Raw genomic sequence first — 13,524 nt, 5'->3', positions numbered from 1 at the left:
ATACCAGGATATCCGCCCATTCCCATACCAAAGCCAGGAAGACCGATTCCGATATTTAAAGATCCACCAAGACCGAAGCCTCCTGGATACATTCCTCCCATTCCCATTCCCATACCAGGGTATCCACCCATGCCGACACCAAAGCCGCCACCGTAGTAAGGCCCCATCATTCCACCTAGGAAACCTGGAGAATAACCTGCCGATAGCCATGGATTTCCGACACCGCCAAAGCCTGTGCCCCACATTCCGCCCATACCAGCGAAACCACCGCCACCCAGGGCGCTACCATTACATTGCATCATACTTGAAGCATCTTCACCCATCAGAGGAGCTGCACCCCTTTGAACAGAGTAGTCTAAATATGAATTAAAATTAGATTTACAAGCATCATACCCAGCAGTGTAATAACCTTCATATGCATTGGCCCAAGCCTTTTGCCCTTTGTATCCAAAGTATGACATCCCTAAAAGCCCAACAACTGGCATTACAGCGTTTAAACCTTCAACCCATGGATTGGACTCTTGTGGTTGCATCATCAAACACTCTATACATGTTTCTCCGCCAATGGATGCTGTCGATCTAATCATAAAACAGCGATCTCTCATGGATGAGCTTGCGATATTCACACAATCATTCGCGGCCTGCGCGTTTGGTGCACTTGTAGATGGGCCATAGTAATCATCAAAAACATCATCATCGTACACACCTGCAAATGTTTGCATGGTAAGTCCGATGGACATAGTGACTACCATAAAAAGTTTTTTAGTTTGAAATACCATAAGGTCCTCTCTAAATATTTTAACCCACCTTCCAAAAGGCCGGACTCATCAACTCAATCTTTTTTCGGTGATTAATTGATAAAACTTTAACTTTATTGAAAGCAATTTTATAAATAACTGAAATCACGTCAAAACTGATTTAAATGAGTATTTACTGAGGGCCCCAATTCATATAATTTTCATCATTATGTTTGGATATGGAGCAATTTGGGAGTGGCTCATCTTCTTTGGTGTGATCTACGCTCTCATTTACACAATGTTTGTTATTAAGAACGAGAAAAACACTTTTCTCGAAACCGCCGTTTTAAGATCATTTAAGCATTTTGATCTTCTTATTCCTTCCTGGTGGACGCAAACTCTCGATGAAGAAAATGCGATCGCATTCGAAAGAACTGATACACGCTATGACTGGAAAGCGACCTTTACTTGGCTTCAATTTACAGAAAAAGATTTAGAACTCTCATTAGAAGATAAGTTTAAAGAGCTTATTCAAGATCGTAAGATTCTTTTTGATCTTGATACAGGAGCTATTTTAAATCCTTCAGATTTTCTCACTCACCCTGCTTCACAAAAAGAAGGCATCTCAATGCTAAGAATTGAAGGAACTGCAAGTGAAGATGAAGTCGATAGAGTTTACTTTGATGCTTTCATTTTAAAAGATGAACAAGCACAGGGCTACCTTTTCTGTGAATCGCGCAGTTCTGTTCTAAATGGACTTGTTGAAGGACCTTATTTTGAAGAGGTCATTATGAGAGTTATCGCCAAATAAAAAGACCAGTCAAAGACTGGCCTTCTTTATTATATAAAATATTTGAGTTCAGATTTTTTAGTTTTTCTTAGTCGAGAAGCTTCTAATTTTTTTGATTAGGAAATTTTGAATATCTTCATCACTTCCAAAAACATCTTCAATAAAATCGCAATCAATAAGAAAATCAGTCATTCTCTTAGAGATTTGATTTAAAGATTCAACTAGGTAAAGTCCACTGATGTTTTCACCGCTGAATGATTTAATAATTTCTTTTCTAGCGTGGTTAAACATTTCTGTTTCAGTAATATCTTCAGGAAGATAATCGTCTCCCATTTTTTCTTGTACTTCTTCGATGGCCTGTTCACGAATATCTTCGTCAGTCGCAAAACATACACCATACTCAGTCGCCATAGAATCAATTAAGTTCTCTCTATCGCTGATATCGAACTTAATAATTCCTTTCGATTTAAGATTATCAATTGTATAACTCGCAAGAGTTTTCAGTGTCTCGAAATCTGTTCTCATTAAATAAACTCCAAATACTTGTAAAATCTACTTTTCAGTGTACTCGCAACAATTAAATCCTACAACAACTTTAGTAAATTTATGGGTTATTTACGTTTTATTGCGCGCAGCAGTGTTTTAAATTCCCCTAAAATTCCCAAAATTAAAGCATACGTTAAGGCCCCAGAAACCCCAGAAATAGAAAATTGGATGGCCTTCACTGCAAAGCTAGCATCAAATGAAAAAAATTGTTGCGCCATAAAATGCGCCGCAAGATAACAACCGACGCCGGCAATGAAGAGCTTAAAGAGTCTTGGGAAAAAGAAGAAACTTAGACCAATATCCAAATATCGACATAGAAAATAGGACTGCATCAAAGTAATAATGATCATCGAAAGACTAGTTCCTAAGGCCAAAATCTGGAAGCCATAGATTGGCGTGAAGATCACGCAGAAGATGATATTACAAAAAATTGAAAGTACCGAAATGGCAACCGGGACTTTCGGTTTATCTAAAGTAAAGAATGTTGGCGCGAATATTTTGTAAAGGCCATAAAAAGGTAGTCCCACCACATAGAAGTACAAGGCCTTTGTTACCATCTGAGTATCTTCTCTAGTGAAGGCACCTCGCTCAAAAATTAAATGTACAGTTTCTGAACCTAAGGCAAATAAAAGAGCGAAGGCCGGAATGATAGTTAGAAAACTAAAGAAATAGCCAGTGTGTAAAAACTCGACGCTACTTTCTTTGTCCCCTTTTTTCCAAGAATCAGAAAAGTGAACAAGGTTAGAATTTGCAATGGACACACTTAGTATTCCCACAGGGAATTGGAAAAGTCTAAAAGCATAATTTAGCCATGAAACCGCACCCACCATCGTTGAAGTCGCAAGCATTGTTGTGATTAAAATATTTATCTGAGTTGCAGCGATACCAATTGTCCCAATACTTATTCTGTGCAGAATCTTTTGAGAAGACTTACTTAAAAGTTTTATTGGCCCCATTGGGCCATAGGCCTTTTTGAAAATCATAGGCACTTGAACAATCATTTGAATAAAGCCACCTATCAAAACTCCAATCCCTAGAGAGAGAGCTGGATGGTAGTTATACTTCTCTAAAATTCCGGGCCCAACAATAATTGAAAGAATCATTATGACGTTAAAAAATGCGGGAGCTAAGGCCGGGATAAAAAATATTTTAAGAGTATTAAGAACACCCATAAACAGAGCGGCCAAGGAAACAAAAACTAAGAAGGGTGACATCATCTTAATTAACGTCACAGTTATAGCAACTCTCTCAGGGTCACTCGTAAATTTTGCATCAGTCATTAGATGCAAAAGCTCAGGTGCAAAAGCAAAAATTCCAATTGATACAATTCCCGTTGCAAGAGTTAAAAGAGTGAACATAGACCAAAGAAGTCTTTTGGCCTCATCTTCACTTTGCAATCTCACTTCAGTAAACACTGGAACAAAGGCCGATGAGAAGGCCCCTTCAGCAAATAAATCACGCAACATATTCGGTAATCTGTATGCAATTGCATAGGCATCAGTTATTCCGCTTGCCCCAAATACTCTGGCCATAACAATTTCTCTTAAAAGTCCTAGGACTCTAGAAGAAAGTGTGGCCACTGCCATTTTAAGTGTGGATACAATAAGTGCTTTTTTATTTTTATTTGCCATGACACAAATTCTACAGTGCGGCCAATAAGATCGGCAATTTATAATATGAGGAAAATTAAGAAAGAATTAATCCATCTACATTCCATTTATCATTCATCCTATTAGAAAAGGAGGTCCTTATGCCTAAATGGCAAGACACACCCTTTAGAATAGAAGTTAAGGCCAATGATAAAATCTCTTTTTGCCAGTGTGGGAAAACACAGAACCCACCCTATTGCGATGGTTCTCATGCAGGTAGTGGCATCAAGCCCTTTCGTGAAACTTTTGAAGATGACAAAGTGATCTTTATTTGTGGTTGCGGTAATTCAAAGGGGAAGCCATACTGCGATGGCTCCCATAAGAAACTTAAAACTGATCAGTCGTAAGTAGAACAAGAGTACAAGCATGCTCACATGAAATGCCTGCTTTTTTAAGTACACTTTCAAGTTCTGAATTTTCAGTTCCTGGATTTAATATGACTCTTTTTGGTCTAAGCGCAACGATTTCATTTTTCATCGTACTGCTAATTTTAGGATTTACATACATCGTTAATGTATCAACACTATCTTTTACATCAGATAGAGAATGAAGAACTTTCTTTCCTTCAACACTTTCTAGAGTTGGATGAACAAGTATGACTTCGTGACCATTTTCTTCCAACATCTTCATGGCCTTGTAAGAGTACCTATCTGATTTGTCGCTAGCACCAAGAATAACAACTTTTTCATTTTTCATTTAAAGCTCCTACTCAAACTTACATTGAGTATTACCTGTTGCTGTATTTATTTGGGCCTCCATAATCTTGCCCCCAACTTTTTTCAAGAATACATCACCATTCTCAAAAACCATGGCCTCTGCGAGCTCATCAAAGAGAACTTTATTGTCGGCAATATACTTACCAATAGTCTCCATACTTGGCTCCCAAATATCCTTTTCATCTATTATAACAGGATTAGGGAACCCATCAGCATCTTCTTTAAAAAGAACAAGCTTCTTCCTTTCACCATTGGGACCATCATCCATAAAAACGCGAAGTCTCATCAAAGAACCATCTTTGGCCTCAAAGTGGATGTTTTGCCATGAAAAACTTTTTTCCTTAAAAGCGCCCAGTTTTGTCATCGTTACACTTTTAAACTTCTCAATTGATTCAAAGTTTTTAGTAAGTTCTTGATTAGTCTTAAAACACTCATCGAGAACAGAATCAACGAGAGTAAGATTGAAATGCTTCTCATCAGCAACGGGCATAAAGCCATTTCCCATATTATCATTTTGATTCTCGCCCACCGATTGCTGTTCGGCCTGAACCTGAGATTGAACCTTCTGCCCTTCTTTATTCATCATGTAGCGGGCATAGATCCCATAAATAATGACTAAAAAGACGATCCCCGTGATTTTTCTTACATAGTTTTTCATAATTTCAACCGCTTACCTTTTATATTTGTGCAAATTTTCTTTTCAATTGATGAGGCCCTTGCTAAATATCAAGCATGAACCAAACACCTGAATTTGCAAATAAAAATAAATACGACTTCAATTTTATCAAACCTGAGAGTGTTCTCAACTGGGACGAATACTTCATGCTTCAGGCGATGATGGCAAGCTTCAAGTCTAAAGATCCGGCCACTAAGGTTGGATGCGTATTTGTTGATGACAACAACCACCAGATTACATTTGGCTACAATGGCTTTGTTGCAGGTATTGATGAGTCAGAACTCCCATGGGGCAAAGACAAAACTGCACCACTAGAATACCAAAAGTATGGCTATGTTGTTCACGCTGAGGCCAACGCAATTTTACACGCCCAACGTTCATTAAACGGTGCCCGTTGCTATGTGACACTCTTTCCTTGCCACGAGTGTGCAAAACTTTTGGCCAGCTCTAAAGTAAAAGAAGTTATTTATCTATCTGATAAACATTTTGGGACTGAATCTAATAATATTTCAAAGCGAATTTTCAATCTTTGCGGAATCTCGACTCGACAAATCACAATGAGTGACACTATTTTAGAAAATTTAAGTGATCACCTTAAGAACCTGATTATTTAAGAGCATAGCGTAAAAAAGTGCCCTAAATCATGTAATATCTATCATTGTTTGAATACGCAAACTGTAGTAGCTTCTAAGAAACATCCCAATAAATTATAGAGATTAACTATGGTTCTTTCAAAAATCAAAAAAGGTCAAAACGTCAAAATTACTTCCTTCAATGAAAAGTTTGAAGCGAAGGCCCTACTCGTAGGAATTGGTCTTCTTCTAGGCGATGAAGTTACAGTTATAAGCGAATCGTTTTTAGGTTCTCCTCTGACTATCCAATTAAAGCACGGCGAACTCTTGGCCATGAGAACGAACCAGGCCGATCTTATAAATGTTGAAGTTATCTCAGGACATTAATTAATGAAAACTATTCTCATTCTTGGTTGCCCGAACTCGGGGAAAACTGCTCTTTTTAACAACCTTTCTGGTTCAAATAGAAAAGTCGCAAACTACTCAGGTATCACAGTAGACACAGCGAGTGCGGCACTTAAAAGTAACAAAGATAATAAAGAACAAATTCGAATAGTTGATATTCCTGGAATTTATAGTTTGGTTCCTTCATCAATCGATGAGGCCGTTACGATTTCAACAATCATTGGCGAGAACCCTACTCTTAAAACATACGACGACATTTTAGTTGTAGTTGATATCACAAGATTGGATGCATCACTTTCATTAGTTCTTGCTCTTAAAGATTATTATGGTGATGTTTTAAAAGTTGTTTTCAACAAAACTGATCTTGAAACAGCAAAGAACATTGATCTTGATGGCCTAGGTAAAAATCTCGGTCTTCCCTACATCATTACTTCATCACAAAAAAACGATAGTGCTCGTGTAGATAAATTTATTAGAGAAAATCTAGCAACGGAAAAAATTGATCTGAAACAAAAAATCAAACTTTCAGAAATCTCAATGAGCTTTAATCCTTTTAACGTGGATTTTAGCAAACATGAGTTGGTTGAGTGTGATCACAATGAAGTTGATACTCTTGCGATCATCGAATCGTATCAAAGAAAAGGTCGTGACCTAAAACTAAACTATACCAAAGATGGTCACGACAACTACATCAGAAAGACTAATAAGATCGATTCAATCGTACTCCATCCATTTTTTGGTGGACTAATTTTCTTGGCCGTATTTTATATCATCTTCCACTCTCTCTACACATTTTCAACTCCGTTAATGGACCTTATCGACAATGGTGTTGCTTCATTCGGAGAATGGGCGGGAGCAGTGATTCCAGAAGGTCTTTTAAATAGTTTCATTGTTGATGGAATTATTGCAGGAGTTGGTGGAGTTATCATTTTTCTACCACAGATTATGATCCTCTTTTTCCTATTAAGTCTTCTAGAGCAATCAGGTTATATTTCTAGGGCCTCTATTCTGACAGATAAAATCATGAGTTATTTCGGTCTAAACGGAAAAGCATTCCTTCCTTATATGTCAGGATTTGCTTGTGCCGTTCCTGCAATTATGGCCACGAGAACTATTGCAGACAAGAAAGAAAGATTGGCCACACTAATGACAATCCCTCTAATTACTTGTTCGGCAAGACTTCCTGTTTATATTCTTTTAATTGGTACATTTGTTCCAAATGAAACAGTGCTAGGAATTTTCAACCTTCAAGCACTTTCATTTTTCTTCCTTTATTTTCTAGGAAGTTTTGTTGCTCTTATTATGGCCAAAATTTTCAGACTAACTTTCTACAAAGGAAAAACGAACTCATTTATTATTGAGCTTCCTCTTTATCTAAAACCTTCACTTAGAGTTGCTGCAAAATCATCAATTCTTAAAGGAAAAGTATTCCTTAAAAAAGCAGGGACGATCATCCTTGCTCTTTCAGTAGTAATTTGGGTTCTTTCAACATTTCCAAAACCAAATGAAGATAAGCTTGTTGGAATGACAGAGGCTCAACAGGCTTCATACTCACTTGAGAACTCAGTAATGGGTAAATTAGGTAAATCAATTGAGCCAATTATTAGACCTATCGGTTACGATTGGAAAATGGGTGTTGGTATCCTTGTTGCTTTTGGTGCGCGCGAGCTATTCGTATCAACACTAGGAACGATTTATGCTCTAGGAGATGTTGATGAGGAATCAGCCACATTGCGTGAAAGGCTTCGTAAAGAAGTTGATCCGATTACAGGAAAACCTGTATTCAACTTGGCCGTGGCCTGGTCACTTCTGATCTTTTTTGCCTTTGCCGCCCAATGTATTAGTACGCTAGGAATTGTTCGTCGTGAAACAGATTCTTGGAAGAGTGTTTTTGGCATGATGGGCTATATGACGCTTCTCGCATACGGCGGGGCCTTCGTTGTCTATCAGTTACTAATCTAAATTCGCAAATACATAAGGGTGACCTAAAGGTCACCCTTTTTTTTAAATAAGATATCTTGGAATCCCGTCATTTCGAGGGGGACAATATCTTCATCCCGCATTATAATTTCACGGTCAACACAGCACTCAACAACAATGGAGAAATACATGAAGCCATTTATTGTGGTATCCGATGGAATGGATAAAGAAGTCTTTGAAAAATTGCAACAAGTAAGCGAGTTCGAAGTCCATCCAAAAAGTAAAGTCACTGGAGAAGAACTCACTGCCCTTCTACCAAAAATCAATGGTCTTGTTATCCGCTCAGCAACTACAGTCACACCAGAACTTCTCTCAAAAGCACCAAATTTAAAATACGTTATCCGTGCTGGAGAAGGGACAGATAATATTGATAAGAAAAAATGCCAAGAAGTTGGAGTTAAAGTTTCAAATACTCCAGGAGCAAATAATAATTCAGCCGCAGAACATGCAATTGCCCTAATGCTTACAGTTCTTAGAAAAACTGCTTGGGCCCACCAGACTATGGTTGAAGGAAAGTGGGATAAGAATTCTTTTACAGGGAATGAGCTGTCTAATAAAAAAATTGGTATCGTTGGTTTTGGAAGAATTGGACAAATCGTTGCGAAGAGACTTTGGGGATTTGAACCAGAAGTTTTATTCTTCGATCCATTCATTGAAACTTCAGAACTTCCATATGCTAGAAAGGCCAAAGACCTAGAAGAAATTTTTAGCACTTGTGATATTATTTCAATTCACACTCCATTAATGGATGCAACAAAAGGTCTTGTATCAAAGACTCTTATTGAAAAGATGCAGCCACATGCCATTCTCGTGAATGCTGCCAGAGGTGGTATTGTTGATGAACAAGCGCTTTTTGAGGCCTTAAAAAATAATAAAATCAGAGGTGCTGGATTTGATGTTTTCAAAACTGAGCCTCTAGAAGAAAACTCTGAGCTTAGAAAGCTACAAAATATCGTACTCACTCCACATCTAGGAGCAAGTACTGAAGAAGCTCAATTAAGAGTAGGTTTAATCGCAGTTGATCAATTAAAAGAATTTTTTATAAATGATAACTTATTAAATGAGGTTAGGTCGTAATGCAATCTTTAGCAATTATCGGTTCCCAATGGGGAGATGAAGGAAAAGGTAAAATCACAGATCTACTTGGAGCAAAATGCGACGTAGTCGTTCGCTACCAAGGTGGAAACAATGCTGGTCACACCATCATTGTGGGAGATAAAAAAATCGTACTTCACCTCATCCCGTCAGGTGTTCTTCACTCACATTGTGTTTCAGTTATTGGACACGGTGTAGTTTTTGATCCAGAAGCATTTGCGAAGGAGCTTAAAACTGTTGAAGGTGCCGGTATTACGCTAACTAGAGAGAATCTGAAAATTTCAGAAAACTGCTCAATTATTACTTTCTACAACAAGCTCCTTGATGGTCAAAGAGAGGCCAAAGGCCCAGTTAAAATTGGAACTACAGGTAAAGGTATTGGCCCTTGTTATGAAGATAAAATTTCAAGAAAAGGGATTAAACTAAAAGATATTTTTGACCTTGAAAATCTAAAACAAAAATTGGCCGCAAACCTAATAGAAAAAGAAGCTCTTTTCAAAAATCTTTATCAATGTGAATACCCATCTGTTGATGAAGAAGCTGCAAGACTCTTTGAACTTGGACATGCTATTAAGCAATTTGCCACAGATACTTTTAGCTTTCTTGATAAGAGTGTGAGTGAAAATAAAAAAGTTCTCTATGAAGGAGCACAAGGTGTTCTTCTTGATATCGACTATGGAACTTATCCCTTTGTAACAAGTTCTTCAACTTCTTGTGGAGGAGTTTACACTGGTGCAGGTGTACCAGGAAAAACTATCAATGAAGTTCTAGGAATCACAAAGGCCTATACAACTCGTGTAGGAGAAGGCCCATTTCCAACAGAACTTTTCGATAGCACTGGAGAATTTATTCAAAATAAGGGTCACGAATTTGGAGCTACAACTGGTAGAAAAAGAAGATGTGGATGGCTTGATCTTCCTCTTCTTAAATATACGGTTAAGGCCTCTAATTTAACGTCAATTGCTCTTACAAAACTTGATATTCTTTCTGGTATGGATGAACTTAAGGTTTGCTATGCTTATGAATATAATGGTGAAAAAATTGACTGTGCCTACCCTGGAATTGATCTTTCAAAAGTAAAGCCGCTTTATAAAGACCTTACTCCTTTCAAAGATGAGTTCAAAACAGACTCTTTAAGTGGTGAGCTTGAAAGTTATATCAAAGAGATTGAGACTTTTATTGGAATTCCTGTAGGGATCATTGCTTACGGACCAGAGAGAAGTGAAATTAAATTTAGAAAAGATTATTTCTAGAAATTTGATTCATAGAAAAGAAAGGGGGACTATTCAGTCCCCTTTTTTGTGTGTGTTTTTGTGGTCATGAGTCTTTTCCTTGTTTTTATGTTGGTTGGTTTGATCGTTTTTTAAATTTCTTTCAAATTTCTTCAAGGCCTCCTTGCTTGGTTTTTGATCAAACTTTTTTATATATTCAAACATATTATTAATATTGGCTCCCGTGCTCATGAGGACCAGCTCACCAGAGAGTGTGTTCTCGATTATACGTCCATAGCGCCACATAAATGGACGGAGGGATCTCGAAATTGAAGGCGCGACCTCTGGATTTTTTAAGCTTACAACTAGCGTGTAATAATCGAATGTTTTAGGTAGGTCGAGAACATCATTTGTTTTCACCTTATAGATAGGAAATGAATGATACCTCACATCTCTATCATTAATAAGTAAATACTGATCCTCACTCACCTGCACTCGGGCCATATTAAATTGATTCAAAACGATTGGTAATAAAGTATCTACGTTATCTTTATTCCACTCTACATTCTCAGTACTCTCGAAACCTCCTTGTAAATTTTTTTGAAAAATATACTTTTTATTCGTTAATTTTGAGGCAAGTTCAATACATTCTTTTACATCTTTACAACTCTCACCTGCATCAGCTTCATGTGAAAAAGTTGCAGTTGCTGCGAGTAGTCCCAATAGAAGTAAAAGATTTTTTTTCATGTTGCCTGCCTCCTTAGCAATTCAATAAATTCATCTTGCCTTGATGGTCTGCAAAGAATGTCAGTGCTATGTCAAAAAATCTTTAAATCGTCGAAAACTTAGACACAAAAACAAGTCAACCCTATGAAATCACAAGCTTTTCACTGGCATCGTTTTAGCAAATTATGTTTTTAGTAGGAGTTTTTATGAAAAAAATTACTTGGACACTTTTAGGTCTAATATCATTTTCTAGTTTTGGTTTTGGAATTGGCACTTACAAACCAACTCTTTTAGATCAGTTGATTATGAATCAGCAGATTAAAAATAAGCTACAAAATAAAAATTCAAAACAAGAAAAGAATGATCCTACAGTTACATGCTCTGAATATTTTAAAAAAGGAAAAGAGACTTGGCAGAGAAATCTTGAAAAAGATGGCGAGTCACTTCAGGTTCAAGGATTTATGGATAAGAAGTTTTCTTCAGAAGAGCTCTTATCAATGAAACCAAAACACCGCTTCATCACGTCAACTGTTCGCGGACAAGATAAGCTTATTTCAAAATCATCATACGCAAGCGCCCCTATCTTTGCTCATTCATATCCTGTATGTGAAAAATTCTTTCAAGAAGAAGTGTCAGTCGTAAAGATTGATGAACAAACTTGTCGCCAAGTTAAATTCACAACTGAGCATGATACTCAAATTGAATACTACCAAGTTTTCTGTGAGTCTGATGCCAATATCTACATTAGCTACGCACCGATAAGTAATGCAGAATTTATAAAAGAAGTTGAACTAGAAGAAGACTGTGTCTCGTGTCGATAAGACAGATGAAGGTGCACTTAAATAAGTGCACCATAAAGTTTATTTTCTTTGAACTCAGTTAAGCTGACTGTACGAATTTCATTTTTTAGCTCTTCAGAAGAATCAACAAAAACTCTTACATAATTTGTTGTATAACCTTCCCATAAACCGGCCTTATTTTTTCTTTCAAATAACACCTGGCTAACTTCACCAACTTGATCCTCTGCAAACATATTTAACTTTGCATCACCAAACATATTCAGAGTACGTACACGATCTTTTTTAACAGGATGTTGAATATGATCATCCATCTTGGCCGCTGTAGTATTTTTTCTCTTAGAGTAAGGGAAAACGTGGAAGTGAGTAATCGGCAATTCTTTAAGTAAGTTATAAGTATTCTTAAATTGGTCTTCAGTCTCACCAGGAAAACCACAAATAACGTCGGCCCCAATACCTGCATTAGGAAAGGCCGTGATAATTTTATTAATAACTTCTTTATACTGATCAACAGAATATTTACGTCTCATCTTAGCGAGAATCTCATCGTCCCCACTTTGCAGAGGTATATGAAAGTGATCCATGAACTTAGGAGATGATTTAAACACCTCTAAAAGCTCATCTGTAATAGTATTTGGCTCAACCGAAGAAAGACGTAGCCTCTCAAGTTTTGGAAGCGCTAGAAGTTCTTTAATTAAATCTGTTAGTTTCTCACCACTGTTATTTTCATACTCACCGATATTAACACCCGTTAGTACGATCTCTTTAAATCCACTATCAAGAAGCTTCTTCGCTTCAGCGATTGCATCAGCAATTTTGATGGCGCGAGAGCGACCTCTCGCAAAAGGAATAATACAGAATGAACAAATATAATTACAGCCATCTTGAATTTTCAAGAAAGCGCGAGTGTGACCTTCAGCGTGAGTCGTGGCCGCACCGTAGAACTCGTGTGTCTTATCAATATGAACTGATTCAGTTTCATCTTCTTGGAGATAATCAAAAACTTTATATTTTTCACTTGTACCAAGTACAAGATCAACTCCAGTCATCTTTGCGATCTTCGGTGCTTCCATTTGCGCATAACAACCAGCAACGACAATCTTCCCCTCTGGGCTAGCACCGTGTGCTTTTCTAATCAAGTTACGACAAGTTGAATCAGCACTGTCCGTTACTGTACATGTATTAATGAAAGTAACATCGGCCTTCTCTCCAAAGTCGACAACTTTATATCCACGATCAACAAAACCTTGTGCGATCGATCCTGTTTCAGAAAAATTCAAACGACAACCTAATGTATGAAAGGCCACCGACTTCATTAATTCATTATTTTCTGTATTATTTGATGTGTTATTTTCCACGTAAAATCCGCTTAAAAAAGACCTATTTAAAGTAGAAGGAATTTAGCACGAAGTGCCCAATTTTCAAGAAAATCATGCATTTTTTAGAAAAAAATATAAACTTACTTAAAATCCTAATTGACATTATTTGGGCCAATGTCTATTATCGCCTTCACCGACGAATTGAATGGTCTCTTAGCTCAGTTGGTTAGAGCATCTCACTTTTAATGAGAGGGTCCCGCGTTCGAGTCGCGGAGAGATCACCATTTTTTCGACTAATTTTAGTT

General features: G+C 37.3%; 14 protein-coding genes, 1 tRNA gene and 1 pseudogene. 9 read left to right on the top strand and 7 right to left on the bottom strand.

The features are described from left to right. Window positions 1-779 (bottom strand): annotated as a pseudogene (locus M899_RS18290) (hypothetical protein); the annotation flags it as partial. 187 nt (window positions 780-966) lie between these two features. On the opposite strand from M899_RS18290, the gene M899_RS02140 reads away from it, so the two are divergent. Beyond that, entirely contained in the window at window positions 967-1,548 is a 582-nt protein-coding gene (locus M899_RS02140; RefSeq protein ID WP_021269752.1) for a hypothetical protein, read from the top strand. 57 nt (window positions 1,549-1,605) lie between these two features. Here the strand turns inward: M899_RS02140 and M899_RS02135 are convergent, their stop codons facing one another. Together M899_RS02135 and murJ are read right to left on the bottom strand one after the other, a co-directional pair. Further along, window positions 1,606-2,052 (bottom strand): DUF507 family protein, encoded by a 447-nt coding sequence (locus tag M899_RS02135; RefSeq protein ID WP_021269744.1) that lies wholly within the window; start codon window positions 2,050-2,052, stop codon window positions 1,606-1,608. 86 nt (window positions 2,053-2,138) lie between these two features. Next, window positions 2,139-3,704: a murein biosynthesis integral membrane protein MurJ gene (gene murJ, locus M899_RS02130; protein ID WP_021269756.1), complete on the bottom strand. Its 1,566-nt coding sequence runs from the start codon at window positions 3,702-3,704 to the stop codon at window positions 2,139-2,141. A gap of 119 nt (window positions 3,705-3,823) precedes the next feature. Between murJ and M899_RS02125 the strand changes: the two genes are divergently transcribed. Next, on the top strand, window positions 3,824-4,069 hold the full coding sequence (locus M899_RS02125; RefSeq protein ID WP_021269747.1) for a CDGSH iron-sulfur domain-containing protein: 246 nt from the start codon (window positions 3,824-3,826) through the stop codon (window positions 4,067-4,069). Here M899_RS02125 and M899_RS02120 read toward each other — a convergent pair. Further along, window positions 4,050-4,418 (bottom strand): CoA-binding protein, encoded by a 369-nt coding sequence (locus M899_RS02120; protein ID WP_021269754.1) that lies wholly within the window; start codon window positions 4,416-4,418, stop codon window positions 4,050-4,052. The two genes, M899_RS02125 and M899_RS02120, sit on opposite strands and share 20 nt — an antisense overlap. Window positions 4,419-4,427: 9 nt before the next feature. Beyond that, a complete protein-coding gene (locus tag M899_RS02115) occupies window positions 4,428-5,096 on the bottom strand; it encodes a hypothetical protein (RefSeq protein ID WP_021269743.1) in 669 nt (222 codons plus the stop codon). Window positions 5,097-5,170: 74 nt separating this feature from the next. Between M899_RS02115 and M899_RS02110 the strand changes: the two genes are divergently transcribed. The 5 genes from M899_RS02110 (at window position 5,171) to M899_RS02090 (ending at window position 10,419) form a co-directional block, all read left to right on the top strand. Then, complete coding sequence (locus tag M899_RS02110) at window positions 5,171-5,728, top strand: deoxycytidylate deaminase (RefSeq protein WP_021269750.1); 558 nt, start codon at window positions 5,171-5,173, stop codon at window positions 5,726-5,728. Window positions 5,729-5,836: 108 nt separating this feature from the next. Then, entirely contained in the window at window positions 5,837-6,073 is a 237-nt protein-coding gene (locus M899_RS02105; protein WP_021269755.1) for a FeoA family protein, read from the top strand. Window positions 6,074-6,076: 3 nt separating this feature from the next. Further along, the gene (gene feoB, locus M899_RS02100; protein WP_021269745.1) at window positions 6,077-8,053 is read left to right on the top strand and encodes a ferrous iron transport protein B; all 1,977 of its coding nucleotides are present in this window, start codon (window positions 6,077-6,079) and stop codon (window positions 8,051-8,053) included. A gap of 147 nt (window positions 8,054-8,200) precedes the next feature. Continuing rightward, a complete protein-coding gene (locus M899_RS02095) occupies window positions 8,201-9,148 on the top strand; it encodes a hydroxyacid dehydrogenase (protein WP_021269753.1) in 948 nt (315 codons plus the stop codon). Then, window positions 9,148-10,419 (top strand): adenylosuccinate synthase, encoded by a 1,272-nt coding sequence (locus M899_RS02090; protein ID WP_021269746.1) that lies wholly within the window; start codon window positions 9,148-9,150, stop codon window positions 10,417-10,419. Before M899_RS02095 ends, M899_RS02090 begins: the two co-directional genes overlap by 1 nt. A gap of 33 nt (window positions 10,420-10,452) precedes the next feature. On the opposite strand, the gene M899_RS02085 is transcribed toward M899_RS02090, so the two are convergent. After that, on the bottom strand, window positions 10,453-11,124 hold the full coding sequence (locus tag M899_RS02085; RefSeq protein WP_021269742.1) for a hypothetical protein: 672 nt from the start codon (window positions 11,122-11,124) through the stop codon (window positions 10,453-10,455). Window positions 11,125-11,309: 185 nt separating this feature from the next. Between M899_RS02085 and M899_RS02080 the strand changes: the two genes are divergently transcribed. Next, a complete protein-coding gene (locus M899_RS02080) occupies window positions 11,310-11,924 on the top strand; it encodes a hypothetical protein (RefSeq protein ID WP_021269748.1) in 615 nt (204 codons plus the stop codon). 17 nt (window positions 11,925-11,941) lie between these two features. Here M899_RS02080 and mtaB read toward each other — a convergent pair whose 3' ends face one another. Then, entirely contained in the window at window positions 11,942-13,258 is a 1,317-nt protein-coding gene (gene mtaB, locus M899_RS02075) for a tRNA (N(6)-L-threonylcarbamoyladenosine(37)-C(2))-methylthiotransferase MtaB (protein WP_021269751.1), read from the bottom strand. A 168-nt stretch (window positions 13,259-13,426) separates the two neighbouring features. Between mtaB and M899_RS02070 the strand changes: the two genes are divergently transcribed. Further along, window positions 13,427-13,503: transfer RNA gene (locus tag M899_RS02070), tRNA-Lys, on the top strand. The last annotated feature ends 21 nt before the right edge of the window (window positions 13,504-13,524 follow it).

Source organism: Bacteriovorax sp. BSW11_IV (assembly GCF_000447755.1).
GTDB lineage: Bacteria > Bdellovibrionota > Bacteriovoracia > Bacteriovoracales > Bacteriovoracaceae > BSW11-IV.
Note: the sequence above shows the minus strand (reverse complement) of the source record. Positions and strands in the feature narration are given on the sequence as shown.

Coding starts and splice junctions, on each gene's coding strand:
- M899_RS02140 (WP_021269752.1), top strand. CDS start 967: ATGTTTGGATATGGAGCAATTTGGGAGTGGCTCATCTTCTTTGGTGTG.
- M899_RS02135 (WP_021269744.1), bottom strand. CDS start 2,052: ATGAGAACAGATTTCGAGACACTGAAAACTCTTGCGAGTTATACAATT.
- murJ (WP_021269756.1), bottom strand. CDS start 3,704: ATGGCAAATAAAAATAAAAAAGCACTTATTGTATCCACACTTAAAATG.
- M899_RS02125 (WP_021269747.1), top strand. CDS start 3,824: ATGCCTAAATGGCAAGACACACCCTTTAGAATAGAAGTTAAGGCCAAT.
- M899_RS02120 (WP_021269754.1), bottom strand. CDS start 4,418: ATGAAAAATGAAAAAGTTGTTATTCTTGGTGCTAGCGACAAATCAGAT.
- M899_RS02115 (WP_021269743.1), bottom strand. CDS start 5,096: ATGAAAAACTATGTAAGAAAAATCACGGGGATCGTCTTTTTAGTCATT.
- M899_RS02110 (WP_021269750.1), top strand. CDS start 5,171: ATGAACCAAACACCTGAATTTGCAAATAAAAATAAATACGACTTCAAT.
- M899_RS02105 (WP_021269755.1), top strand. CDS start 5,837: ATGGTTCTTTCAAAAATCAAAAAAGGTCAAAACGTCAAAATTACTTCC.
- feoB (WP_021269745.1), top strand. CDS start 6,077: ATGAAAACTATTCTCATTCTTGGTTGCCCGAACTCGGGGAAAACTGCT.
- M899_RS02095 (WP_021269753.1), top strand. CDS start 8,201: ATGAAGCCATTTATTGTGGTATCCGATGGAATGGATAAAGAAGTCTTT.
- M899_RS02090 (WP_021269746.1), top strand. CDS start 9,148: ATGCAATCTTTAGCAATTATCGGTTCCCAATGGGGAGATGAAGGAAAA.
- M899_RS02085 (WP_021269742.1), bottom strand. CDS start 11,124: ATGAAAAAAAATCTTTTACTTCTATTGGGACTACTCGCAGCAACTGCA.
- M899_RS02080 (WP_021269748.1), top strand. CDS start 11,310: ATGAAAAAAATTACTTGGACACTTTTAGGTCTAATATCATTTTCTAGT.